This is a genomic window from Methylobacterium sp. E-046 (assembly GCF_022829625.1).
Classification (GTDB): Bacteria; Pseudomonadota; Alphaproteobacteria; order Rhizobiales; family Beijerinckiaceae; genus Methylobacterium; species Methylobacterium longum.
In genome coordinates this window covers 118,414-140,323 of sequence record NZ_JAKSYP010000172.1, presented here as the reverse complement: position 1 = coordinate 140,323, position 21,910 = coordinate 118,414, and the positions used below count along the sequence as shown (strand labels likewise).

20 protein-coding genes are annotated in these 21,910 nt (G+C 71.1%); 9 read left to right on the top strand and 11 right to left on the bottom strand.

Going from position 1 to position 21,910, the window contains the following annotated elements:
• Positions 1-105: 105 nt before the first annotated feature.
• The 4 genes from MKK82_RS16405 to MKK82_RS16390 all read right to left on the bottom strand — a co-directional run bounded on the left by MKK82_RS16405 (position 106) and on the right by MKK82_RS16390 (position 3,724).
• Positions 106-1,167, bottom strand: coding sequence for an MBL fold metallo-hydrolase (locus tag MKK82_RS16405; protein ID WP_238286705.1), 1,062 nt, complete (start codon positions 1,165-1,167; stop codon positions 106-108).
• A 120-nt stretch (positions 1,168-1,287) separates the two neighbouring features.
• On the bottom strand, positions 1,288-1,524 hold the full coding sequence (locus tag MKK82_RS16400; RefSeq protein ID WP_238286706.1) for a DUF6894 family protein: 237 nt from the start codon (positions 1,522-1,524) through the stop codon (positions 1,288-1,290).
• A gap of 104 nt (positions 1,525-1,628) precedes the next feature.
• Positions 1,629-2,678, bottom strand: coding sequence for an aromatic ring-hydroxylating oxygenase subunit alpha (locus MKK82_RS16395; RefSeq protein ID WP_373323303.1), 1,050 nt, complete (start codon positions 2,676-2,678; stop codon positions 1,629-1,631).
• Positions 2,679-3,094: 416 nt separating this feature from the next.
• On the bottom strand, positions 3,095-3,724 hold the full coding sequence (locus MKK82_RS16390) for an ATPase (RefSeq protein WP_238286708.1): 630 nt from the start codon (positions 3,722-3,724) through the stop codon (positions 3,095-3,097).
• A 313-nt stretch (positions 3,725-4,037) separates the two neighbouring features.
• Between MKK82_RS16390 and MKK82_RS16385 the strand changes: the two genes are divergently transcribed.
• The 5 genes from MKK82_RS16385 to rimM are packed head-to-tail and all read left to right on the top strand — an operon-like array spanning position 4,038 to position 7,256.
• Positions 4,038-4,268 (top strand): glutathione S-transferase, encoded by a 231-nt coding sequence (locus MKK82_RS16385; protein ID WP_238286709.1) that lies wholly within the window; start codon positions 4,038-4,040, stop codon positions 4,266-4,268.
• A gap of 15 nt (positions 4,269-4,283) precedes the next feature.
• Positions 4,284-5,852, top strand: coding sequence for a signal recognition particle protein (gene ffh, locus MKK82_RS16380; RefSeq protein WP_238286710.1), 1,569 nt, complete (start codon positions 4,284-4,286; stop codon positions 5,850-5,852).
• Positions 5,849-6,181, top strand: a complete 333-nt coding sequence (locus tag MKK82_RS16375; RefSeq protein ID WP_238286711.1) for a chorismate mutase — start codon at positions 5,849-5,851, stop codon at positions 6,179-6,181. The genes ffh and MKK82_RS16375 overlap by 4 nt, the downstream gene beginning before the upstream one ends.
• A 4-nt stretch (positions 6,182-6,185) precedes the next feature.
• Positions 6,186-6,548 carry a 30S ribosomal protein S16 gene (gene rpsP, locus MKK82_RS16370; RefSeq protein WP_192706308.1) on the top strand — a complete coding sequence of 121 codons (363 nt, stop codon included), beginning with the start codon at positions 6,186-6,188 and terminating at the stop codon, positions 6,546-6,548.
• 12 nt (positions 6,549-6,560) lie between these two features.
• Positions 6,561-7,256, top strand: coding sequence for a ribosome maturation factor RimM (rimM, locus tag MKK82_RS16365; protein ID WP_238286712.1), 696 nt, complete (start codon positions 6,561-6,563; stop codon positions 7,254-7,256).
• 23 nt (positions 7,257-7,279) lie between these two features.
• Here rimM and MKK82_RS16360 read toward each other — a convergent pair whose 3' ends face one another.
• On the bottom strand, positions 7,280-8,071 hold the full coding sequence (locus MKK82_RS16360) for a DUF4239 domain-containing protein (protein WP_238286713.1): 792 nt from the start codon (positions 8,069-8,071) through the stop codon (positions 7,280-7,282).
• A 191-nt stretch (positions 8,072-8,262) separates the two neighbouring features.
• Positions 8,263-8,994, bottom strand: a complete 732-nt coding sequence (locus MKK82_RS16355; protein ID WP_238286715.1) for a class I SAM-dependent methyltransferase — start codon at positions 8,992-8,994, stop codon at positions 8,263-8,265.
• 75 nt (positions 8,995-9,069) lie between these two features.
• Between MKK82_RS16355 and trmD the strand changes: the two genes are divergently transcribed.
• A complete protein-coding gene (gene trmD, locus MKK82_RS16350; RefSeq protein WP_238286717.1) occupies positions 9,070-9,819 on the top strand; it encodes a tRNA (guanosine(37)-N1)-methyltransferase TrmD in 750 nt (249 codons plus the stop codon).
• Positions 9,820-10,180: 361 nt separating this feature from the next.
• Positions 10,181-11,350, top strand: coding sequence for a phosphoserine transaminase (locus tag MKK82_RS16345; RefSeq protein ID WP_238286719.1), 1,170 nt, complete (start codon positions 10,181-10,183; stop codon positions 11,348-11,350).
• 248 nt (positions 11,351-11,598) lie between these two features.
• Here MKK82_RS16345 and MKK82_RS16340 read toward each other — a convergent pair whose 3' ends face one another.
• The 3 genes from MKK82_RS16340 to tesB all read right to left on the bottom strand — a co-directional run bounded on the left by MKK82_RS16340 (position 11,599) and on the right by tesB (position 14,708).
• Complete coding sequence (locus MKK82_RS16340) at positions 11,599-13,098, bottom strand: ammonium transporter (protein WP_238286721.1); 1,500 nt, start codon at positions 13,096-13,098, stop codon at positions 11,599-11,601.
• A 72-nt stretch (positions 13,099-13,170) separates the two neighbouring features.
• Positions 13,171-13,509: a P-II family nitrogen regulator gene (locus MKK82_RS16335; RefSeq protein WP_010683623.1), complete on the bottom strand. Its 339-nt coding sequence runs from the start codon at positions 13,507-13,509 to the stop codon at positions 13,171-13,173.
• 299 nt (positions 13,510-13,808) lie between these two features.
• Positions 13,809-14,708 (bottom strand): acyl-CoA thioesterase II, encoded by a 900-nt coding sequence (tesB, locus tag MKK82_RS16330; protein ID WP_238286723.1) that lies wholly within the window; start codon positions 14,706-14,708, stop codon positions 13,809-13,811.
• Positions 14,709-14,807: 99 nt separating this feature from the next.
• On the opposite strand from tesB, the gene MKK82_RS16325 reads away from it, so the two are divergent.
• Entirely contained in the window at positions 14,808-16,073 is a 1,266-nt protein-coding gene (locus MKK82_RS16325) for an FAD-dependent monooxygenase (protein WP_238286725.1), read from the top strand.
• 167 nt (positions 16,074-16,240) lie between these two features.
• Here MKK82_RS16325 and MKK82_RS16320 read toward each other — a convergent pair whose 3' ends face one another.
• Together MKK82_RS16320 and MKK82_RS16315 are read right to left on the bottom strand one after the other, a co-directional pair.
• On the bottom strand, positions 16,241-17,773 hold the full coding sequence (locus tag MKK82_RS16320) for a glycosyltransferase family 2 protein (protein WP_243986265.1): 1,533 nt from the start codon (positions 17,771-17,773) through the stop codon (positions 16,241-16,243).
• 19 nt (positions 17,774-17,792) lie between these two features.
• Positions 17,793-20,939 carry a rhamnan synthesis F family protein gene (locus MKK82_RS16315; protein WP_238286729.1) on the bottom strand — a complete coding sequence of 1,049 codons (3,147 nt, stop codon included), beginning with the start codon at positions 20,937-20,939 and terminating at the stop codon, positions 17,793-17,795.
• Positions 20,940-21,268: 329 nt separating this feature from the next.
• Between MKK82_RS16315 and MKK82_RS16310 the strand changes: the two genes are divergently transcribed.
• Entirely contained in the window at positions 21,269-21,817 is a 549-nt protein-coding gene (locus tag MKK82_RS16310) for a formaldehyde-activating enzyme (protein WP_091718756.1), read from the top strand.
• The last annotated feature ends 93 nt before the right edge of the window (positions 21,818-21,910 follow it).

Sequence of the window (21,910 nt, the reverse complement as noted above, 5' to 3'; positions counted from 1 at the left end):
GCACGGAGCGGCGCCCGCCTCTCAGGCGTGCGGCGGCGCTCCCGCGCCGCGAACCCGTGCCGCATACAGAATGATGCACGCATCATGCCGAGCTGGACGGCGGGTTCAGGCCTCCCAGACCTGACCGGGCCGGAGCGCCAGGAACCGCTCGGGCGGCAGGCCCGCGGCCCCGAGTGCCGCCGTCAGGGCCTCGGCGGGTCGCTCGATGCCCTCGTCGGTGAGCTGGAAGGTGCCCCAGTGATGGCCCAGGGCCTGCTCGGCGCCCAGCAGCGTGAAGGCGTCGACGGCCTCGGCGGGATTGACGTGCTGGGCCCGCATGAACCAGCGCGGCTCGTAGGCGCCGATCGGCAGCGTCGCCAGCCTCGGAGGCCCGAAGCGGGCTCGGATCTCGCGGAACAGGCCGCCATCGCCGAAGCCGGTATCGCCGACATGGTAATGCACGCCGCGGGGCGAGGTGATCACGAAGGCGCACCACAGGGCCATGCGCCCGTCGTTGACGCCCCGGGCCGACCAATGGTTCGCCGGCGTGAGGTAGACCTGGAGCCCGTCGCCGAGATCGACCGTCTGGCCCCAGTCGCGGGTCTCGACGTGCATCGTGTCGTCGTAGCCGCGCAGGATGGCGTCGTTGCCCAGGGGCGCCACGATCAGCGGCTGGTGCTGCTGCCAGATCCGCGCGAGGCTCGGCCCGTCGAGATGGTCGTAGTGATTGTGGGTGATCAGCACCGCGTCGATGGGCGGAAGATCGGCCGGGGCGATGCCCGGCGGGTTGACGCGCCGGGGCCCGGCGAAGCGGACGGGACTCGCCCGTCTGGCAAAGACCGGATCGATCAGGATGTTGCGGCCCGCGACCTGCACGAGGTAGCTCGCATGGCCGATGAGCACGACCCGCAGGCCGGCGACGCGCTCGGGCGGATGGTCCGCTGGATAGGGGCTGGGGGCGCTCTTCGGCCAGGGCTCGCGCTGCCGCTTGGCCTGCCAGCGGAGTACGTCCGGCAGCGACTTGTCGGTGGCCTGATCCGGCAGGAAGAACCGCAGGCCGTCGAAATGATCGGAGGTCGGCCCGCTGTAGTACGGGTTCCTGCCGCGCCGATGGGCGGCGTAGCCGACACCACCGAGAGTCATCACCGTGGCCGCGCTGGCGACCGTAAGCAGGCTGCGCCGTTTCATGGGTGTGAGATGGCCGCAGGCGCGGACCGGTCAAGCTCTCCGGCGGCGCGGCCGGGCGCCTCAGGGGAGACCCCGGGGAAATTCAGGGACGCCTCAGCAGCGACTGGGCAGCGGGCCCGCTCAGTCGACCGCCTCGGCGGCCAGCGACAGCCGCGCCCGATAGACGACCTTCCCGACACCGTCGCGCACGCAGGCGACGTAATCCTGACGTTCGACGTCGGGCAGCATGTCGCGGGCGATCGCCGACATGATGCGGGTGACCTTGGCGCGCGCGGCCGGCAGGTCCGGAAGATCGAAGCCGACCTCATCGCGGATCGGCTGCAAGCCGTCATGAAGATCGATGAAGAAGCGAGGCATCAGCGCAAATTGTCTCAATGAGAGGTAATGCACCGAAACGATTGATCTCCTATGGTTAACAATGCCTTAAACGACCGGCTTTCGGAACTACAGCCGGCGCACTGTCAGGAGCGCCAGCGCAGGTCCCGCCGCTCCAGCGGGTTCGTGAAGGACCGCCCGTCGCGCGCCGCTTCCAGCGCCTCGCGCTTCAGGCGGAAATACCATTGCGAGGGCAGATCGCCCTGGCCGAACAGCACCATGGTGGGCTTTCTATCCAGGCCGGCTTGCGCGTGCTGAAGCACCTCCTGGTCCTGGGTGAGGAACTGCCGCATCAACGGGCGCGCGACCGGCTTGAGCAGGTTCAGCGCCGGCATGCTCCAGTAGAGGGCGTTGGTAAGAAGGGTCCGGTCGGCGGTCAGCGGCGTCGCGAAGGTAAAGTTCGCCACGCGCTTCTCGCCCGCGCGGATGCGCTCCAGGCGCACCCCGGGCAGGCGGAACTCGATCTCGACCTCGGGCACGCCGCCGAGCAGCCGGTAGATCGGCGAACTCGTCGTGGTGGCGTGGCTCGTCATGACGAAGCCGTGCGGCACCGGCTGGAAGGTCTTCACCTTCTCGCGGAGCTGCTTCGAGGGGCGGAACCACCAGGAATCATGGACGAAGGCGACGTGCCCCGGGTCCACGAGGCTCAGGGTCGTCAGATCGAAGGAGGCCTCCACCACGAGTTCGACCACGAGCGACCCGGCCGGCTCGAAATCCAGCGCCGGAACCGCCGGCACCTCCCCGGCGGCGGGACCAAGATGTGGGTTCACCCAGAGGAACCCGGCGCTCTCTCGGACGGGGAAGCGCTGAACCTGGATGCGTGAGAAATCGGCGGCGTCCTGCTCCGACAGTGTCGGAACGTCGCGGCAGCGCCCGTCCGTCCCGAAGCGCCATCCGTGGAACGGGCACATCAGCGTGTCGCCGTCGAAGCGGCCCTTCGACAGGGCCATGCCGCGATGGGGGCACCGGTCGCGCAGCGCGAAGGGACTGCCATCCGGGGCGCGCCCGAGCACGATCTGCTCGCCGTTCAGTTCCACGGCCCGCAGCCCCGTGCTCCCGCCGGACCTGCCGCTGGACTTGCCGAGGCCTCGGGACTGGCCGACGCAGTACCACGCATTGCCGAGCGGCTGGCGCATCGAACCGGGATCGAGGTCAGGTTCCTCGGCGGGGCGCGGCGGATTCGTGAAGGGCGCGTTCAAGGCGGTTCGGGCTGACCACGGATGGCCCGTCATACGCCCGGTGCCCGGAGTGGGGAAGCGCGGCACCGAGGGAGGACAAACGGGCGCAGGCGCGGGGCTTCACAAGTCCGGCGCGGCCACCTACCTTCGCCTCACCCGCAACGAACGAAAGGAGGTGATCCAGTGTCTCATTGTCATCAGCCGTGTGTCTCGGCTCATCGGACCTGGACCGTCGCCTCCGGCGCGTCGCTCTAAGACGCGTCAGAGACCCGATTTCGGGACAGTTCCGCCGGACACGACGGTTCGGCAATGGAAGGGCCACCCACTCGGGTGGCCCTTCGGCTTTTCGGGGGTCTCGACGAAGACCGGCGCGCTTAGCGCTTCTGCATCTGGAACAACGGCTGGGCCAGCGCCTCGGTCCGCGCGCGCCACAGGTCGCGCTCCTCGCGCAGCGCGTCGCGCTCACCCGCCAGAGTAACGGCCTCGGTGCGCAGGACGTCGCGCTCGACGCGCACCCGGTCGTGTTCGAGCCGCATCGCCTCGCACTCGGCAAGCAGCCGCGCGCGCTCGGCCTTAAGCGCCTCGCGCTCGGCGCGGACCTCCTCCTGTTCTGCCCGCAGATCCTCCAGGGAGCCCATCTCCTCGCGGATGTGCTCGCGCAGCGCCCGGATCTCCTGCGCCAGGATCGCCTGCAGCTCGTCCTTCCGCTCGGCCTCCAGGCGGAGCTTGGCCTTCAGCATCAGGTTCTCGGCCATCAGCTCGGACAGGTCGGCATCCTCGACCGTCTCGTTCTGCGGCACGGCCGGCTCGACGATCCGCGGCGACCAGCTCGCCTCGGCGGGGCGCGCGCCCTTCGACTCCGGCGACATCTCCGGGGCGCGAGGCTCGCTGCGCGTCTCGGCCGGGCTGTGCGTCTTCATCGCGGCGAGCCAGTCTCGGAGCGGGCCCGGCGCGGTGCGGGTGCCGGCGTCGATCGGCGGCGTGGAGCGGGCGGGTTCCGACATCGGCGGGCGTCCTGAGCGAATACCCGCCGATGACAATCCGAACATGCTTAACGATCGGTAAAGCCCGACCGCCTCGCGACGCCCCATCGCAGGTTCGCCCCGGGGCACTAAGGCGAAGCGCGGGTGCGCAAAATTGACTTTCCCGCATATCGCGGCTACGCCCCGCCCTCCCGATCCGTAGCAGATCGACCCGTGCCAAGCCGACCGGCCCCGTGAGGCCGGAGGTCAACGCCCGACAGCGCGTGCGCGCCCTCGGGCGCGATGGGCGTTGGGCCGCGCCGCCGCGACGGGATCCGCCGGCCGAGGCACCCGCATGACGCGAGATCAGCAAGCGTTGCAGCACGAGTTGCACATCGAGGACGCGATCAACGAGACCTGCCCGTGGTCGGGCAAGCCGATCTCGGCCGACGCGCTGACGCTCTACAGCGGCGCCGTGGTCGGCTTCTGCAACCCGGATTGCCGGGACAAGTTCGCGAGCGCCCTGCGCAGCTTCGAGGCCGCCCTCCAGGCGCGCCGCGTCGAGCGCTCCGGCCTCGAACAGTAAGCGCGGGTCCAGACCATGTTCGAAGGCCTGTCCGACCGCCTCTCCGGCATCCTCTCGGGACTGACGCGCCGCGGCGCGCTCACCGAGGCCGACGTCACCGCCGCCATGCGCGAGGTGCGCCGCGCCCTGCTGGAGGCCGACGTCGCCCTTGAGGTGGTCCGCGGCTTCACCGACCGGGTGAAGGAGAAGGCCGTCGGCGCCGTCGTCCTCAAGTCGGTGACGCCCGGCCAGATGGTCGTGAAGATCGTCAACGACGAGCTCGTTGCGATGCTCGGCACCGATGCCGAGACCGTCGATCTCAACGCCCCCGCCCCGGTGCCGATCCTGATGGTCGGCCTGCAGGGCTCGGGAAAAACCACCACCACCGCCAAGATCGCCCGGCGGCTCTCCGACCGCGAGAAGCGCAAGGTCCTGCTCGCCTCCCTCGACACGCGCCGCCCGGCCGCCATGGAGCAGCTCGCGGTTCTGGCGAAGCAGGTCGGCGTCGAGTCGCTGCCGATCATCGCCGGCCAGTCGGCGGTGCAGATCGCCAAGCGCGCCATGGACGCCGCGCGGCTCGGCGGCTTCGACGTGGTGATGCTCGACACCGCCGGCCGCACCACCGTGGACGAGGCCCTGATGGCCGAGGCCGCCGAGGTGAAGGCCGCGACCCGGCCCCACGAGGTCCTGCTCGTCGCCGACGCGCTCACCGGCCAGGACGCGGTCAACACCGCCCGCGCCTTCGACGAGCGGCTCGGCGTCACCGGCATCGTCCTGACCCGCATGGACGGCGATTCCCGCGGCGGCGCGGCCCTGTCGATGCGCGCCGTCACCGGCAAGCCGATCAAGCTCGTCGGCGTCGGCGAGAAGGTCGACGCGCTGGAGGAGTTCCACCCGGCCCGCGTCGCCAACCGCATCCTCGGCATGGGCGACATCGTCTCGCTCGTCGAGAAGGCCGCCGAAACCATCGACCACGAGCAGGCGCTCCGCACCGCGGAGAAGATGCGCAAGGGCAAGTTCGATCTCGAAGACCTGTCCATGCAGCTCGCCCAGATGGAGAAGATGGGCGGCATCGGCGGCCTGATGGGCATGCTGCCCGGAATGGGCCAGATCAAGAAGCAGGTCGAGGGCGCCAACCTCGACGAGAAGATGTTCAAGCGCCAGCGGGCGATCATCTCGTCGATGACCCCGCAGGAGCGTAAGAACCCTGATCTGCTCAAGAACAGCCGCAAGAAGCGCATCGCCGCGGGCTCGGGCGTCGACGTCTCGGAGATCAACAAGCTCCTGAAGATGCACCGGACCATGGCCGACATGATGAAGGCGATGGGCCAGGGCAAGCGCGGGATCGGGCAGGCGCTCGGCTCGATGTTCGGCCTGGGCGGGGGCGGGATGGGCGGCGGGATGGGCGGCATGCCCGGCCTTCCCCCCGGCATGCCGGAGCCGACGCCGGAGCAGATCGCTCAGATCGAGAAGCAGTTCGGCGGCAAGCTGCCGCCGATGCCGCCCGGCCTGGGCGGGGGCATGCCGAAGCTCCCCGGACTCCCCGGCCTCGGCGGCCCGAAGCTTCCGGGCCTCGGCGGGTTCATGCCGGGGAAGAAGAAATGAGCCTCCTCTCCGCTCAAGCCGTCGATCCCGAACTGGCGCGCCTGCGGGACAGCATCGACAATTTCGATGCGGCGCTGATCCATCTCCTCGCCGAGCGTTTCCGCTGCACGCAGCGGGTCGGCGAGCTCAAGGCCCGAAAGGGGATCCCCCCTTCCGATCCGGACCGGGAGGCCCGTCAGGTCGCCCGGCTCCGCAAGCTCGCGGTCGAGGCCAAGCTCGACCCCGATTTCGCCGAAAAGTTCCTGGCCTTCGTGGTCAAGGAGGTCATCCGGCACCACCAGTCGATCGCGGCGACGCACGAGTCGGCGACCGACACCGAGAGAAAGTAAGACCATGGCCCTCAAGATCCGCCTCACCCGCGGCGGCGCCAAGAAGCGCCCCTACTACCGCATCGTCGTCGCCGACGCCCGCGCCCCGCGCGACGGCCGCTTCATCGACAAGGTCGGCGCCTACGACCCGATGAAGGCCAAGGACGATCCGGCCCGCATCATCCTCGACAACGAGAAGATCCAGAGCTGGCTCGCCAAGGGCGCGCAGCCGACCGACCGCGTCCTGCGCTTCCTGGATCAGGCCGGCCTCGCCAAGCGCCCGACCCGCAACAACCCGCAGAAGGCCGAGCCGGGCGAGAAGGCCAAGGAGCGCGCCGCCAAGCGCGCCGAGAAGGCCGCGGCGCCCGCTGAGGACGCCGCCGCGTAAGGCGCTCCGGTCATGGCGCGCCGCCCCGCAGGTCCCTCTCCCCGCGACGGCGGCCGCCGCGGCCGCACGAGTACGGCGGTCGGCGCGATTGCGCCGGACGCCGCGACCTCGCCCAAGGCGCCGGCCCCGAAGCCGGCCCCGAAGCCCGTGGCGGTCGACCCGAGCCTCGTCCTCCTGGGCGAGTTCGGGCGCGCGCACGGGCTGAACGGCGAGATCCGCCTCAAATCCTATACCGGCGACCCACTGGCGATCGCCGATTACGGCGCCCTGCTGACCACGGACGGGCGCACGCTGACCCTCGCCGACGTGCGTCCCGCGCCGGGCTCCTCCCCCGACATGCTGATCGCCCGCGTGACGGGCGTCACCGGCCGCAACGCCGCGGAGGTGTTGAACCGCGTCGGCCTGTTCGTGCCCCGCGACCGCCTGGCCGCCTCCGAGGACGCGGACGAGGTCTACGCGGCCGACCTGATCGGCAGCACGGCGGTGGACGCGGCCGGAACCCCGATCGGGACGGTCGTGGGCGTGCCGAATTACGGCGGCGGCGACCTCCTGGAGCTGCGCCCCCTGGGCGGCGGCGCCACCGCGCTCCTGCCGTTCACCAAGGCCTTCGTGCCGGTGCTGGATCTGGCCGGGCGGCGCGTCACCGTCATCGCGCCGGAGGATTTGTTCGCGCCGGCCGGCGAGAAGCCGGCGGACGATCCGGGCTGAGCGCGCGACGCCGGGATCGCCCGCTACGGCGCGGGCCCCGTCACGGCCGCCCGCGCGATGATCAGCGGCTCGGCGCTCATCGCCAGCGGGCCGTCGAACGGGCGCTCGTGCAGGGCGATCAGGCCGAGGGTCGCCACCATCGCCAGCGAGAACGTCGTCAGGACCGTCGCCTGTGCGGGCCGGTGCTCCGTATGGACGAGGCCCAGGGCGACAAGGGTCAACGCCGCCAGGATCAGCAGGGTCAGCCATTTCGTCCCGTCGCTCGCGGTCTGGCTCAGCGCCAGCCGCTCGCCGCGATCGGCCCTGAGCGCCATGGCGGCGCTGAGCAGGGCGGCGTGCGTCGGCGCGCCCGCCTCCGCGGTGATCTTCGGATCGGAGACGGCCTCGAGCAGGTGCCGCAGCCCGCTTCCGGCCTGGGGCGCGTAACCGCCCTCGCCCATGCGGGGCCATTCCTGCGTGATCACCAGATCGAGATACTCGGCCAGCGCCGTCCGGATGTTGTGCATGTCGGACACGGAGGCGAGGCTGAGGTCGTAGAGCGCCAGGGCATTGGCGCGCTCAGCCTGCAGCGTACGCGCGGCCGAGCGCTGACGCTCCCAGGCGTCGTTGGCCACGAAGCCGGTGAGCAGGGCCAGCAGGGTCGCGAGCGCGGTGAAATAAGTCGGCACCATCCCGGCGCCGAGCCGGACGATCAGCGGGCGGGTCCGGCGCACGTGGGCAGCCAAGCACAGGAGGGCGCTGAGGGTGGCGAACGGCACCGCCAGGAGGGCGAAGATCGCCCAGACGGGCTGATCGAGCCAGAGTCCGAAGAGCATGCGTCAGCCCGCACCGAGAACGACGGAGCGCGATCCTGAGGCTCGCGGGCTGAGAAAGCATGAAGACGGGACGGCGGCCGTGGAACCGGAGCGCTGGAGTGCTCGCCGCCGAACGGGACACCGGTCCGGCCCGAGCGCGCCGGAACCAAGCCGCAGCGCAGTGCCCGGCTGCGCTGCGACCGAGGATCGCCCTAGCGCGGCGTCGCCGCATCCCGGCAGGGACGGATCGTCTCCGGCCTCGGCTGCTCGTCGGGTGCGGGTGCGGCGAAGACCGCGAGGTAGGCCCCGTCCTTCAGGGGCTGAAACGCGGTCTCGCGGTAGCCTGCGGCCTTGAGTTCGCAGCGCAGGAGCGCCGGCGGGGTGCCGTGCCGAGAGGGGATGGTGTCGGCGTCCACGATGCCGACCCGGCCGCCGGGGCGCATCGCGGCCGCGAGATTGTGGAGCAGCCCGAAGGGCTGGGTGATCTCGTGGTACATGTGGACGAGGATCGCCGCGTCGACGGAGGCCGCGGACAGGCGCGGATCGTGCGGCTCGCCCTGCACCACCGTCACGTTGGCGCGCCCCGCCACGCGCTTCTCCAGGGCCGCGAGGTAATCGGGCGTGACGTCCTCGGCCAACACCCGGCCGCCCGGCCCGACCCGCTGGCTCAGCCGCACCACGTAGTAGCCGCTGCCGGCGCCGATATCCGCCACCGTCTCGCCGGCCGCGATGCCCATTCCCTGCGCCACGGCCTCGAACTCGCCGGCCCGGTCGCGCTCGGCCTCCGAGGACCAGCGCGGGGCGACGATCTCGGCCACCGGCCGGTCCGGCTTCGGGAACGCGCCTGCGGGCGCGCCCGGCGGCGCCATCGGCTCCGCGGCGAGAACCGGCCCTGCAAGGAGCAGGGCGAGGGGAATGGAGAGCGAGGCCACGGCGCGGATCATCGCCGACAACCGGCGAGGGACCCGATCGGTGCCGGCGCCGTTGACCGTGCCGCACCCCGCGCGCGATCAAGCGGCATGACGCGCACGGACACGCCCTGGCGGGCCACGATCCTGACCCTCTACCCGGAGATGTTTCCGGGCCCCCTCGGCGTGTCGCTCTCGGGCGACGCGCTCGCCCGGGGCGACTGGACGCTGGAGGCGCGCAACATCCGGGAGCACGGCCTCGGTCGCCACCGCTCGGTGGACGACACCCCGGCCGGCGGCGGCGCCGGGATGGTGCTGCGCTGCGACGTCCTCGCCGCCGCGATCGACGCGGCCACGGGCGAGCAGGATCGACGGCCCCGGCTGCTGATGTCGCCCCGCGGACGTCCCCTCACGCAGGCGCGGGTACGCGCCCTGGCCGAGGGTCCGGGGGCGCTGATCGTCTGCGGACGTTTCGAGGGGGTCGACGAGCGGGTGATCGCCGGGCGCGGCCTCGAGGAGGTGTCGATCGGCGACTACGTGCTCTCCGGCGGCGAGGTCGCCGCTCTGGTGGTGCTCGACGCCTGCGTGCGGCTCCTGCCCGGCGTGATGGGCAAGATGGCCTCCGGCGTCGAGGAGAGCTTCGAAGGCGGCCTCCTCGAATACCCGCATTACACGCGCCCCCGGGACTGGGAGGGGCGTGCGATTCCCGACGTGCTCTCCAGCGGCAACCACGCCGCCATCGCCCGCTGGCGCCGGGCGGAAGCCGAGCGCATCACCGCCGAGCGGCGCCCGGACCTGCGGGGCGGGAGCGCACCCGATCAGGCCGGCTCCAAATCGATCACCGGGCCGTCGCGGTCGTAATCGATCGGGTCGAGGCACAGCGGCTGCGGCGCCGGGCGTCGGAGGCGGCTCGGGAGCGCGGCGTGGGCCGTTAAGGCTCCAATAACCACAAGCAGAACAGACCAGACCGCCAATATCGCGGCGCTGTGGATAGTCATAGGCGTACCTCGAACACAACACGGCACGCCATTAAGGCTAACGCTCCAGGCTTAATCGTCTGTTCCGCGCCCGCGGAGAGGCTGTCCCGACCAGGGGCATGGGCCGAAGACTGCCCGCCCGGCAGCCGCTTGCCAGCCGCTTGCCAGGCGCGCGGTTTGGGCGCATGCGCGGGCTCGGGAACTCCTCCCCGCCGAGGAGCGCCCATCTGCAAGGATGGACCGTCATGACCAGCCGCCCCGCGCAGCGCCCGCGCGTGCCCCATTTCTCCTCAGGCCCCTGCGCCAAGCGCCCCGGCTGGACCCCCGCCGCCCTGTCCGACGCCGCGCTGGGCCGCTCGCACCGCTCCCCCATCGGCAAGGATAAGCTCGGCCGCGCCATCGACTTGACGCGCACCGTGCTGCAGGTGCCGGCCGATTACCGCATCGGGATCGTGCCGGCCTCCGACACCGGCGCCGTCGAGATGGCGATGTGGACGATGCTCGGGCCGAAGCGCGTGGAGGTCGCCGCCTGGGAGGCGTTCGGCAAGGAGTGGGTCACCGACGCGCTCAGGCAGCTCAAGATCGCGCCGCGCATCCACCAGACGCCCTACGGAATCCTGCCGGACCTCGCGGCGATCGACACGAAGCGCAGCGACGTGGTCTTCACCTGGAACGGCACGGCGGCGGGCGTGAAGGTCCCGGACGGCGCCTGGATCGCCCCGGACCGCGAAGGTCTGACGATCTGCGACGCGACCTCGGCGGCCTTCGCGCAGCCGCTGCCGTGGGACAAGCTCGATGTCGTGACCTTCTCCTGGCAGAAGGTGATGGGCGGCGAGGCGGCGCACGGCATGCTGATCCTGTCGCCCCGGGCGGTGGAGCGGCTGGAGAGCCACACCCCGTCCTGGCCGCTGCCGAAGGTCTTCCGCCTGACCAAGGACGGCAAGCTGATCGAGGGCATCTTCAGGGGCGATACGATCAACACGCCCTCGATGCTGGCCGTGGAGGACTACCTCGACACCCTGGCCTGGGCCGAGCGGATCGGCGGCCTGAAGGCGCTCCACGCCCGGGCCGACGCCAATGCCAGGACGATCTACGACTGGGTCGCCCGGACGCCCTGGATCGCACCGCTGGCGGTCGACCCGGCCACGTACTCGAACACGGGCGTCTGCCTCGTGATCGCCGATCCGGACGTGCTGGCCCGCGGCGACGCGGCGGTCGCGGCCTTCGCGGCCGGGATCGTCGGGCGCCTCGACCGGGAAGGCGTCGCCCTCGACATCGGCGCCTATCGCGACGCCCCGGCGGGCCTGCGGATCTGGTGCGGCGCCACCGTCGAGACGTCGGACCTGGAGGCGCTCACGCCGTGGCTCGACTGGGCTTTCGCGGAGGAGAAGGCGGCTCTGAGCCGGGCGGCGTGAGGCAGCGGATCGTGAGCACCTGATCTTCGGCTCCCTCGAGTGCGCCGCGAAGAAGCCGTCCCGACAGCACCGCACTCCCTGGAGCCCTCCTTCGCGGACTCCGCTGCGCACAGGCGCCTCCGGATGAGGGCGTGGCCGCAGCCTTCCCCCACCGGCCCGCGCCTCGGCAAAGAAAAACCCCGGCCCACATGGAGCCGGGGTTTCCCATGCCGGGGACGCGGCCCCGTCGGACCGCGCGCCGTCCGATCTCAGTAGTTGTAGGCGCGCTCGCCGTGATCGGCGATGTCGAGGCCCTCGCGCTCCTCCTCCTGCGTCACCCGCAGGCCGATCGTCAGGTCCACGAGCTTGTAGAGGATCGCCGAGCCGATGCCCGACCACAGCAGGGTCAGGCCGACCGCCTCCGCCTGCACGATGAGCTGGCTCATCATGTCGTAGGCGCCCACGACCATCTCGCCCGGCTTCGAGCTGTAGTCCGGGATGCCGACGCCGCCGAGGTTCGGGTCGACCAGGATGCCGGTCGCCAGAGCGCCCAGGATGCCGCCGACGCAGTGCACGCCGAAGACGTCCAGCGAGTCGTCGTAGCCCAGCGCGTTCTTCACCGTGGAGCACATCACGAAGCAGACCACGCCGGCCACGAGGCCGAGCACGATCGAGCCCATCGGGCCGGCGAAGCCGGAGGCCGGGGTGACGGCCACGAGGCCGGCCACCGCGCCCGACAGCATGCCGAGAAGCGAGGGCTTGCCCTTGAGGGCCCATTCGGCGAACAGCCAGGCCACCGCGGCGCCGCAGGTCGCCACGAAGGTGTTCAGCATCGCCAGCGCGGCGGTGCCGTTGGACTCGAGGTTCGAGCCGGCGTTGAAGCCGAACCAGCCGACCCACAGCAGCGAAGCGCCGATCATCGTCATGGTCAGGGAGTGCGGGGCGAGCAGGTCGCGGCCGTAACCGATGCGCTTGCCCATGATCAGGCAGCCGACGAAGCCCGCGATGCCCGCGTTGATGTGCACCACGGTGCCGCCGGCGAAGTCGAGGGCGCCCTTCTGGAAGAGGAAGCCCGCATCCTTGTTGACCGCGTCCAGAGCCGCCTGCGCGGCCGCCTTCGAGGCGTCGTCGGTGGCGGCGGCCAGCGCCTTCGCGGCGTTGCCGACGGCATCCGGTCCGCCCCAGTACCAGACCATGTGGGCCATCGGGAAGTAGATGACCGTGACCCAGAGGATCGTGAACACCACCAGGGCGGAGAACTTCATCCGCTCTGCGAAGGCCCCGACGATCAGCGCGGGCGTGATCATGGCGAAGGTCATCTGGAAGCACAGATAGACGTATTCGGGGATCACGACGCCGTTCGAGAAGGTTGCCACCGTCGAGTTCGCGTCGATGCCCTTCAGGAACGCCTTCGAGAAGCCGCCGACGAAGTCGTTGATGCCGCCGCCGTTGGTGAAGGCGAGACTGTAGCCGTAGAACACCCAGAGCAGTCCGACGATCGACACGATCGCGAACACCTGGGTCAGCACCGAGAGCATGTTCTTGGTGCGCACGAGGCCGCCGTAGAACAGGGCGAGGCCCGGAACGCTCATCATCAGCACCAGGGCCGAGGAGATCAGCATCCAGGCCGTGTCACCCTTGTTGGGGATCGGTGACGGCGGGGGCGACGCGGCTTCCGGTACCGGGGTCTGGGCGAGGGATGGCTCGATCAGGAGGGCGGCGACGGCCGCCCCGCCCAAGCCGAGCATGAGGGCATGACGAAGTTTCATGGGCACGTGGCTCCAGGTCTCAAGTCCGTGTTGGTTCAGGAGGTCTACGGTCCGGGCGCGCCGGGCCGCGGGTCAGAGGGCGTCCGCGTCGGTCTCGCCGGTCCGGATGCGCACCGCCTTCTCCAGCGGCATCACGAAGATCTTGCCGTCGCCGATCTGGCCGGTGCGGGCGGCTCCCGCGATGGCATCGATCACGCTCGACGTCAGGTCGGAGGCGACCGCCACCTCGATCTTCAGCTTGGGCAGGAAGCTCACCGCGTATTCCGCCCCGCGATAGATCTCGGTGTGGCCCTTCTGGCGGCCGTAGCCCTTCACCTCCGTCACCGTCAGGCCGTGGACGCCGATGCCGGTGAGCGCGTCGCGCACCTCCTCGAGCTTGAACGGCTTGATGATGGCCATCACGATTTTCATGGGCGACGCCCCCTTCGAAGTCCCTGGGAACCGTTGCCGTCGCCCGGCCTGCGGACGACCCGGCCCGGATCGTCCGCGGGGACGGGAAGGCCCGCGGTTGGACGCCGCTATTCAAGGACTATGCCACGCAAGCTTGACCGCGACTGAGGCCGCGCGGCACCGGTCTGCCCACGGATTAGCCGCGCGCGACCAGATTCAGGGCACGCCTCGGAGAAAATCTGCCGTCGAAATAAACAACTTGCTCAAAAATGCGCATTCCGCCCTGTGGCGGATACGCAACGCACGCGCAGCAAACGACTTTAATCCCGGATCGGACGGATCAAACCCTCCTGCGCCACGGACGCGACCAGACGGCCGGCGCGGTCGAAGATCTGCCCGCGAGCGAATCCGCGGGCGCCCCCGGCCGCGGGGCTGTCCTGCGCGTAGAGGAGCCAGTCGTCGATTTTCACGGGGCGGTGGAACCACAGCGCGTGGTCGAGGCTCGCCGCCTGGATGGTGGGATCGAACACCGACCGGGCGTGCGGGATCAGCGAGACGTCGAGCAGGGTCATGTCGGAAGCGTAGGCGAGAACTGCCCGATGAAGGGCCGGATCATCCGGCAGGGCCGAGGCGGCACGCAGCCAGACGTTGAAGACCGGTTCCGGCGGGCGACCGCCCATCCCGGCCGCGATGTAGCGGTTGAGATCGACCGGCCGCAGCGCGATCGGCCGCTCGCGGCCGAAATAGGCGGCGATCGCCTCGGGCATGCCGGTACCGCCGGCCGCCGCCAGGGCCTTGCCGTCGAGGAGCCCGTCCGGCCCCGCCACCGCCGGCATCGCGGGCTGGTGCGTCAGGCCCTCCTCGGCGACCTGATAGGAGACCGTCGTGGCGAAGATCGCCCGCCCGTGCTGGATCGCCTTGACCCGGCGGGTGGTGAAGCTCCGCCCGTCCCGGATGCGCTCGACCTCGTACACGATGGGCGTCCGGGGATCGCCCGGCAGCAGGAAGTAGGCGTGCAGCGAGTGCGCCGGGCGATCGTCCGGCACGGTCCGGGTCGCGGCGACCAGCGCCTGTGCGACGACCTGTCCGCCGAAGACGCGCCGCCACCCCGTCTTCGGGTTCTGGCCACGGAACAGGTCGACCTCCAGGCGCTCCAGGTCGAGGATGGCGATCAGCTCGGCGACGGCATCCGTCACCGCATCGGTATTGGCGTCGGTCATGGCCCGCGGGGTTTCCGTTCGTTGCCCGCGTGCGACATAGGCGTTTCCGACGAACCAATCCACGCGTCCCGCACGCGGGAGCCAAGGAGATCCGCCACGATGACGGACGAGACGCCCCGCCCCGGCAGCCGCAACCTCCTGATCGCCGGCGGCGGCCTGCCCAGCCTCGCCCTCGCGCTCGCCCTCAAGCAGGCCCACGGCCCGGCCCTGGCCGTGACGGTGATCGATCCGGGCGCCGCCGATCCCGCGCGGCACCGCGGCCGCGCCTACGCCCTCGCGGCGGGCGGACGCCGGATGCTGACCCAGCTCGGCCTGTGGACGCGCGTGGCGCGCGCGGCGGAGCCGATCGCCGAGATGGTGATCAGCGACAGCCGCCTCGCCGATCCGGTGCGGCCCGTCTTCCTGACCTTCGGGCGGGAGGACGAGGATGCGCGCGCGGCCGACGAGCCCTTCGCCCACATGGTCGAGGCGGAGCCCCTGGCCGAGGCGCTGGCGGAGGCCTGCCGGGCGGTCGGGGTGGCCTTCGTCACGGCAGGGGTGGAGCGCGCCGTTCCGGAGGGCACGGCGATCCGCGCCCGCCTGACGACCGGCGAGAGCCTGCGGGGCGACCTGCTGGTGGCCGCCGACGGCGCCCGATCGCGCCTGCGCGAGGCGGCGCGGATCGGGTGGGTCGGCTGGTCCTACCCACAGGTCGGCATCGTGGCGACCATCGGCCATGCCCGACCGCACGAGGGACGCGCCGTCGAGCATTTCCTGCCCGCCGGTCCCTTCGCGATCCTGCCGCTGCGGGACGGCGGCAATCTGGGCCACCGCTCGTCCATCGTCTGGACCGAGCGGGCGGACGAGGCCGACGCCCTGCTCTCCGGAGACGCCGACGAGGTGCTGGCCGAGATCGAGCGCCGTTTCACCCTGGATCTCGGGGTGCTCGCGCTCGAGCACGGCCCGAGCCGGCACCCCCTGGCCTTCGGCCTCGCCCGCGCCTTTCGGGCCGAGCGCTTGGCCCTGCTGGGCGATGCCGCCCACGTGATCCACCCGATCGCCGGCCAGGGCCTCAACCTCGGCCTCGCGGACGCCGCCGCCCTGGCGGAGGCGGTAACCGGGGCGCTGCGCCTCGGCCTCGATCCCGGCGGCCCCGACGTCCTGCGCGCCTACGAGCGCGCCCGCCGCTTCGACAGCTTTGCCATGGCGGCGGCCACCGACGGGCTGAACCGCCTGTTCTCGAACGATGCCCTTCCGCTGCGGCTCGCCCGCGATCTCGGCCTCGGGATCGTGGACCGGTTGCCGGGGTTGAAGCGCTTCTTCATTGGCGAGGCCGCGGCCGCGCGCGGGTCGCGGCCGCGGCTGATGCGGGGGGAGGCGCTGTAGCGACGCGCAGCGGCGGTGGGCCGAGGCGGCTTCCTCCCGACATGGCGATGCTCGACACCGGCATGGTCACGACGCCGATGACGGCCCGCGACAGCCGCCCTCTCCCAAGTGGGAGCGGGGCTCGACGCCGCTTCGCGCTACCGGGCGCGCCGGGCTGAACGCAGCTCTCAGACAACCTCCACCCGCAATTCCGTGATCCAGCGCGTCGCGTCGGCCCGGGGCGCGACCACGTCGGTGTCGGTCCGCAATTGCGGGCTGTAGGCGGGATCCTCCGCCAGCACGTCGTGCCAGCGCCGCAGGAAGCGCGCGGTCTGCGAACCGGGCGCGAAGCTGGCCTGCCGCGAGGCGCTCTCGTGGTGCGCCATCTCGGCGAAGGGCGTGTAGACGATGCGGTAGCCGAGCTGGCGCATCTTCAGGCACAGGTCGACGTCGTTGAAGTCGAGGGCGAAGCCCTCGTCGAAGCCGTTCACGGCCTCCAGCACCGCCTTGCGGGTGGCGAACAGCGCCCCGGTCACCGCCGAGCAGTCGCGCTGCGCCAGCGCCCAGTCGCCGTAGGTCGGCTCGGCCGCGTCCCGGTTGTACCAGGGGTGGGCGAACACTTCGAAGATGCCGCCGGTCATGCCGGCATGCTGGATCTTGCCCGTGGGGAACAGCAGCCGGCCGCCGGCGCCGCCGACGCCGCGGTCCAGCGCGAAGGCCAGGAGCGCCTCGATCCAGCCGGGCCGGCGCACGACGAGGTCGTCGTTCATCAGGATGACCAGCTCGGTCTCGGCCGCGCGCCAGAGCGTGTTCATCTTGGCCGCGTAGTTGAACCGCTCGCCCGGGGCCCGGGTCGTCAGCAGGCGGGTCACGGCGAAGCGGTCGGAACGCCCGCGATAGATCGCGTCGTCGGCCACGTCGTCGCCGATCAGCACGCGGATCCTGTCGGCCGGGTAGGTGCTGCGGCCGAGGCTGTCCAGCAGGTTGATCACGTGGGGCTTGGCGCCCTCCACGGCGCGGCCCTGATCGTCCTTCGGGCGGCTCTGATTGGTGGGCACGACCAGGGTCACGGCCGGCCGCGCGTCGAAGCTCCGGCGGATCTCCAACGTGTCCGCAGTCAGCCCGGGGGCGGCGCGGAGCGGCAGGCCGGACGTCTCGAACCACCGGTCGAGGGCGTGGGCGCGCGCCGTGCGCGTCGCCTTCGGGCGCTCCAGCGGCGAGGCGATCAGGGTCTGGGGGATCCGGTCGATGCCGATCCCCGCGGAGATCGCGCCGAGCAGGAACCGGAACCACGCGGCGCTGCCGTGGCGCAGGCCGAAATCCGGGCTCAGACCGGCCAGGGCCGAGACGCGGACGAGGAGCGGGAAGCCGATATAATCGTCGGCCATGAGGAGGGCCGGGTTGAAGGCCGGCTTGCAATGGACGCTGCGGATCTGGCCGGCGCCGTCCACCACGGCGTCGTCGCCGTAGAAGATGCCGATATCGGGCCGCTCCGCCAGCGCGCGCGTCAGGTGCCCCACGAGGTCGGGGCGCAGCTCCGAGGCCGCGGGGGCGACGAAGATCGCCCGGCAGGCGGGGAGCTGACCGGCCGCGACTTGGCCGAGCCGGCGCTCGTCGACGGGGCGGAACTGGGCGTCGAGGGGCAGCGGCAGGATCGCGTCCGGCCACGGGAGCGTGCCCCACGAGGCCGACGGGGCCGGAACCGGCTTCTTCTTCAACACGGGTCGCGTCTCCGGGACGTCAGGAACGTTCGGCCGCCAGCAGACGGGTCAGGCTCGCCTCCATGGCGGAGGCCACCGCGCTGGTGGACAGCCGCTCGCGGATCCGCGCCCGGGCAGCGGCGCCGATCCGGGCCGCGTCGCCGCCGGTCACTGCCCGGGCCGCGTCGTTGAGGGCCCGGGTCAGGTCCGCCTCGTCCACCTGGCCCCACTCGGCGCCGCGCAGGTACGGGCCGTAGGTCTGTTCGAGGGCCGTGACCTCCGCCTTCACGGGGAAGCCGCAGGCGGCGTCGAGGAAGTCGCGGCAGCCGCCGTAATCGGTGGCGACCACGACCTTGCCCATCTCCATCGCCTCGGCGATCGTCAGGCCGAAGCCCTCCGAGGAATGCGACGACGCGTAGACCGCGCAGAGATCGAACAGCGCGCCGAGCTCGTTCTGGGAGAGCGGCTGGTCGATCACCACCACGTCGCCCGACGTGCCCACGAGGTCGAGGAGCTTCTTGCCCTCCTCCGGCAGGTCGAAGACGTGCTTGGTCTTGAGCACGAGCTGCCAGCCCGCCTGTCCCAGGCCGGCCCCCCGGAAGGCCCGGATCAGCGCGTGCGGGTTCTTGCGGGCGAGGTAGCTCGAGCCGTCGAAGGCGTAGAGAATCACCCGCTTGGACGGGTCGATCGCGAAGGCCTTGCGCAGGTTGGCCTTGGCGGCGGCGCTCGCCGGCTCGCCGGCTTCGTTCTCGACCACGTAGGGCACGACGTCGACCGGGATGTCGGTGATCTGCCGGAAGATCGACGCGCAGAACTCCGTGGGCGCCCAGATCGCGTCGAGGCCGTCGACGGTCTGCAGCCAGCCGCCGGGCACGTGGGAGGTCTCCCAGACGAACAGCCCGATCTTCAGCCGCGCCTCCGCGGCGGTCGCCCGCTGCCGGTCGCTCATCAGCGAGTGCCAGCTGTCGCCGTTGAAATGCACCAGGGCGACGTCGGCGGGCCCCGAGAAGGTCCGGGCCTGCCACGCGGGCGCCACCCGGGCATGGACGTGGAACGGCCGCTCCATCGGGTGGACGTTCAGCGCGAAGGGCGCGCGGTGCAGGGCGCGGGCGTAGCTGCGGGCCGCGACGCCGAGCCCGTTGGCGTAGTTCATCGGCGAGACGTAGGCGACGCGCAGCGGCCGGTCCGGCGCCTGGGGCCTGCGCAGGTCCGCCCAGATCCGCCCGCCCGGATACGTGTAGGTGACGTCGAGCCGGTCGAGGTCGAAACCCCGCTCGGCGATCGCCTCGCGCACCGCAGCCCCGCCGATCGCGGCGTGCTCGCCCAGCAGCGAGCGCTTCACGAACGGGAAGCCCTGGCTGAGCATGTTCTCCCAATCGAACAGGGTGCGGTTGTTGCGCGGGTCGTTGACCAGCGACATGTGCTTGTTCTGGGCCGAGAACAGGCTGCGCATGCCGAGTCCGGCCGCACGCATCCGTCCCGAGAAGGTCAGCTCGTACTCGGTGATGACCGCGTTCTTGTCCGGCCAGTTCGCGACGGACAGGAGGAACTGGCTGAACGCGTAGGAGGACAGGCAGCGCCTCTTCAGGGCCAGGAAGAAGCTCTGCAGGTGGTGGCTGTAGTAGAAATTGTCGGCGAGCCCGATCACCGCCTCCGGGAAGGCGTCGATCTTGGCGAGCAGGCCGGCGAAGTCGCCGCGGTCGAGGGGCCCGACGAGGCTGTCGTTGGCGAGGTAGAGCGTCTCGGAATCCAGGAGGTCGGTATCCTCCAGCAGGACATGCGCCCAGGCCGCGAAATCGAACCCGCGGTTGTCGCGCAGGTAGACGGAGGCGCAGAGGTCCAGGATCGCCTGCGGCACGGCGTTCTTCTGCTGGTCGGCGGCGATGATCAGGACGATGTCCGCGCCGTTCTCCGCGAAGGCCCTCAGGTAGGGCTCGACGTGGCCGCGGATCCGCCCCTCGGGGCAGTGGGTGATGAACAGGGCCGTGCGGCCGTGCTGGCGCCTCTCGCGCTTGAGGCACGAGAGGCGCGCGTCGGAGGCTTCCGGCACCGCCGCGCCGGGGACGCGGCGGGTCAGGCGGCCCGCCTCCAGGCCGGTGGTGACGTAGTCGACCAGCGGGTTGAGGCCCAGGGCGGCGACCTTCGGGTAGCGGGCGCGGTACCAGGGCGCATCGAAGCGCGGCGATGGGCTCATCGTGCGCCCGCCATCGGCGAGGAAATGCGCCAGCGGGTTCTGCCCGGCCGCGTCATCGGCCGCGGGGTTCGCCAGGTAGGTCTCGGTGTACCAGCGCGTGTCGAACCAGGGCCCCGGGTCGAGGCCCTCGGCGGCGCCGTGCTCCAGGTAATGGACCAGGGGGTTGAGGCTGTCGGCCCGCACGGCGGCGGATTGGGCCGCGTACCAGTCGGGATCGAACAGCGGATGGGGCGCGGTGCGGCGGTAGCCGCCGGCCATCACGTAGTGCTCCAGCGGCTCGAGCCCGCTGGTCTCGGCCTCCGGGCAGCGGCTGCGGTAGAACGCGGCGTCGAACAGGCCCGACTGGCGGATCAGGTCGACGTGCCGCGACAGGCCGGCGAATTCCTCCGGGTTGCGCAGGTAGCCCTGCTTCCTTCCGGTCTCGAAGAAGTGGCTGAGGGCGCTGCCGCCGGCAGCGCGGGCATCCGGGTAGCGGGACAGGTACCAGGCGGTGTCGAACAGCGGCGACGGGTCGGTGTCGGTCCGGGACAGGAAATCGGAGAACGCCCGGGCGCGGTGCTCGGCGCCGCCGAGATAGCGCGTCGCGTACCAGTCCGGGTCGAACAGCGGGTTGGGCCGGATGCCCGCTGCGGCACCGCGATCGATGTAATGGAGCAGCGGGTTGATGCCCTCGGCCCGGAGCCCCGGAACGGAATCGAGGTAGAGGTCGCCGTGGAACAGCGGGTGCGGCCAGCGCCCCTCGCGCCCGCCATGGACCGCGTAGTGGACCACCGGGTCGATCCCTTCGCCGACCACGTCCGGATAGCGCCGGGCGTACCAGGCCGGATCGAACAGGCCGGATTCCTTGACCGCACAGACGAGGTCCGCCTGGCGGGGCTCGCTGCGGCGGCGACCCTTGAGGCGCCGTGTCAGCGGGCGCGCGAGGGATTGCGCGGCGCCGGCGAGGCCGGCCTTCTCCGACGATCCGACGACGAACACATCTCGAAGGCGCATGGTCAGGTCCGGATACGCGGGAAGCCCGCAAAGCTGCCCACACCGCGATCCGCGAGAGACATCAGAGGGTTCGGCCGGTGGACGGGTCGCGGGCGGAACCGCTCCGGCTTGGGCGCCTTCCTAATGGCCCGGGTCGCCCGCGCCAAGACCCGGGGTTAAGACCCGGGGCGGATCCCCGCGCCGCGGCCGGGGTTGCGGACGAGGTGCGGCGATGTCGGTGGACGGCCGTGCCCGATCCGATCGCCTGCTAAGGGGAGCATCCCCGACCGGCATGCGCTACGACGACCGCGACATGCCCGATCGGGCCGCAACCCAGGGAGCCAATCTCAATGAGTGAACGCATCATCCTCCGCGCCGGCGAAGCACTCGTGGCGGGCGGACCGCCCAACACGGCCTCCGAGCCGGAAGTGATCATCGGCGAGCTCGACGGTCCGGTCGGCACGGCACTCGCCACGCTGACGGGCGACCAAGTGGTCGGCCACAGCCGCGTCTTCGCCCTGCTCAACACCGACATCATGGTCCGCCCCGTGACGCTCTGCGTCTCCAAGGTCAGCGTGACCGAGAGCAAGTACACGTCGATCCTCATGGGCACGGTGCAGTTCGCCATCGCCAACGGCGTGCTCGACGCCGTGCGGGCGGGCTACATCCCGAAGGAGAAGGCCAACGACCTCGGCATCATCTGCTCGGTCTGGCTGAGCCCTGGCGTGATCCAGGCCGAGACGGTCGACCACAAGGCGCTGTTCGAGATCCAGCGCAAGGGCATGACCGAGGCGATCCGCAAGGCCATGACCAACGAGCCGTCGATCGACTGGCTGCTGGAGAACCAGGATAAGATCGTGCACAAATACTACACGATGGGGCTTGAGGGTAAGATCTGACCTTCGACGTCCCTATGATGCCGGGAGCGGTCCGGGCCCGGAGGCCGACCGCTCCCCGATCCGTTACGAACCCGGATGAGCCTGGCGGTCCGC

What these genes read in the sequence shown, in the direction of transcription:
- MKK82_RS16405 (WP_238286705.1), bottom strand. Translation starts at nt 1,167, where the DNA reads ATGAAACGGCGCAGCCTGCTTACGGTCGCCAGCGCGGCCACGGTGATG.
- MKK82_RS16400 (WP_238286706.1), bottom strand. Translation starts at nt 1,524, where the DNA reads ATGCCTCGCTTCTTCATCGATCTTCATGACGGCTTGCAGCCGATCCGC.
- MKK82_RS16395 (WP_373323303.1), bottom strand. Translation starts at nt 2,678, where the DNA reads ATGCGCCAGCCGCTCGGCAATGCGTGGTACTGCGTCGGCCAGTCCCGA.
- MKK82_RS16390 (WP_238286708.1), bottom strand. Translation starts at nt 3,724, where the DNA reads ATGTCGGAACCCGCCCGCTCCACGCCGCCGATCGACGCCGGCACCCGC.
- MKK82_RS16385 (WP_238286709.1), top strand. Translation starts at nt 4,038, where the DNA reads ATGACGCGAGATCAGCAAGCGTTGCAGCACGAGTTGCACATCGAGGAC.
- ffh (WP_238286710.1), top strand. Translation starts at nt 4,284, where the DNA reads ATGTTCGAAGGCCTGTCCGACCGCCTCTCCGGCATCCTCTCGGGACTG.
- MKK82_RS16375 (WP_238286711.1), top strand. Translation starts at nt 5,849, where the DNA reads ATGAGCCTCCTCTCCGCTCAAGCCGTCGATCCCGAACTGGCGCGCCTG.
- rpsP (WP_192706308.1), top strand. Translation starts at nt 6,186, where the DNA reads ATGGCCCTCAAGATCCGCCTCACCCGCGGCGGCGCCAAGAAGCGCCCC.
- rimM (WP_238286712.1), top strand. Translation starts at nt 6,561, where the DNA reads ATGGCGCGCCGCCCCGCAGGTCCCTCTCCCCGCGACGGCGGCCGCCGC.
- MKK82_RS16360 (WP_238286713.1), bottom strand. Translation starts at nt 8,071, where the DNA reads ATGCTCTTCGGACTCTGGCTCGATCAGCCCGTCTGGGCGATCTTCGCC.
- MKK82_RS16355 (WP_238286715.1), bottom strand. Translation starts at nt 8,994, where the DNA reads ATGATCCGCGCCGTGGCCTCGCTCTCCATTCCCCTCGCCCTGCTCCTT.
- trmD (WP_238286717.1), top strand. Translation starts at nt 9,070, where the DNA reads ATGACGCGCACGGACACGCCCTGGCGGGCCACGATCCTGACCCTCTAC.
- MKK82_RS16345 (WP_238286719.1), top strand. Translation starts at nt 10,181, where the DNA reads ATGACCAGCCGCCCCGCGCAGCGCCCGCGCGTGCCCCATTTCTCCTCA.
- MKK82_RS16340 (WP_238286721.1), bottom strand. Translation starts at nt 13,098, where the DNA reads ATGAAACTTCGTCATGCCCTCATGCTCGGCTTGGGCGGGGCGGCCGTC.
- MKK82_RS16335 (WP_010683623.1), bottom strand. Translation starts at nt 13,509, where the DNA reads ATGAAAATCGTGATGGCCATCATCAAGCCGTTCAAGCTCGAGGAGGTG.
- tesB (WP_238286723.1), bottom strand. Translation starts at nt 14,708, where the DNA reads ATGACCGACGCCAATACCGATGCGGTGACGGATGCCGTCGCCGAGCTG.
- MKK82_RS16325 (WP_238286725.1), top strand. Translation starts at nt 14,808, where the DNA reads ATGACGGACGAGACGCCCCGCCCCGGCAGCCGCAACCTCCTGATCGCC.
- MKK82_RS16315 (WP_238286729.1), bottom strand. Translation starts at nt 20,939, where the DNA reads ATGCGCCTTCGAGATGTGTTCGTCGTCGGATCGTCGGAGAAGGCCGGC.
- MKK82_RS16310 (WP_091718756.1), top strand. Translation starts at nt 21,269, where the DNA reads ATGAGTGAACGCATCATCCTCCGCGCCGGCGAAGCACTCGTGGCGGGC.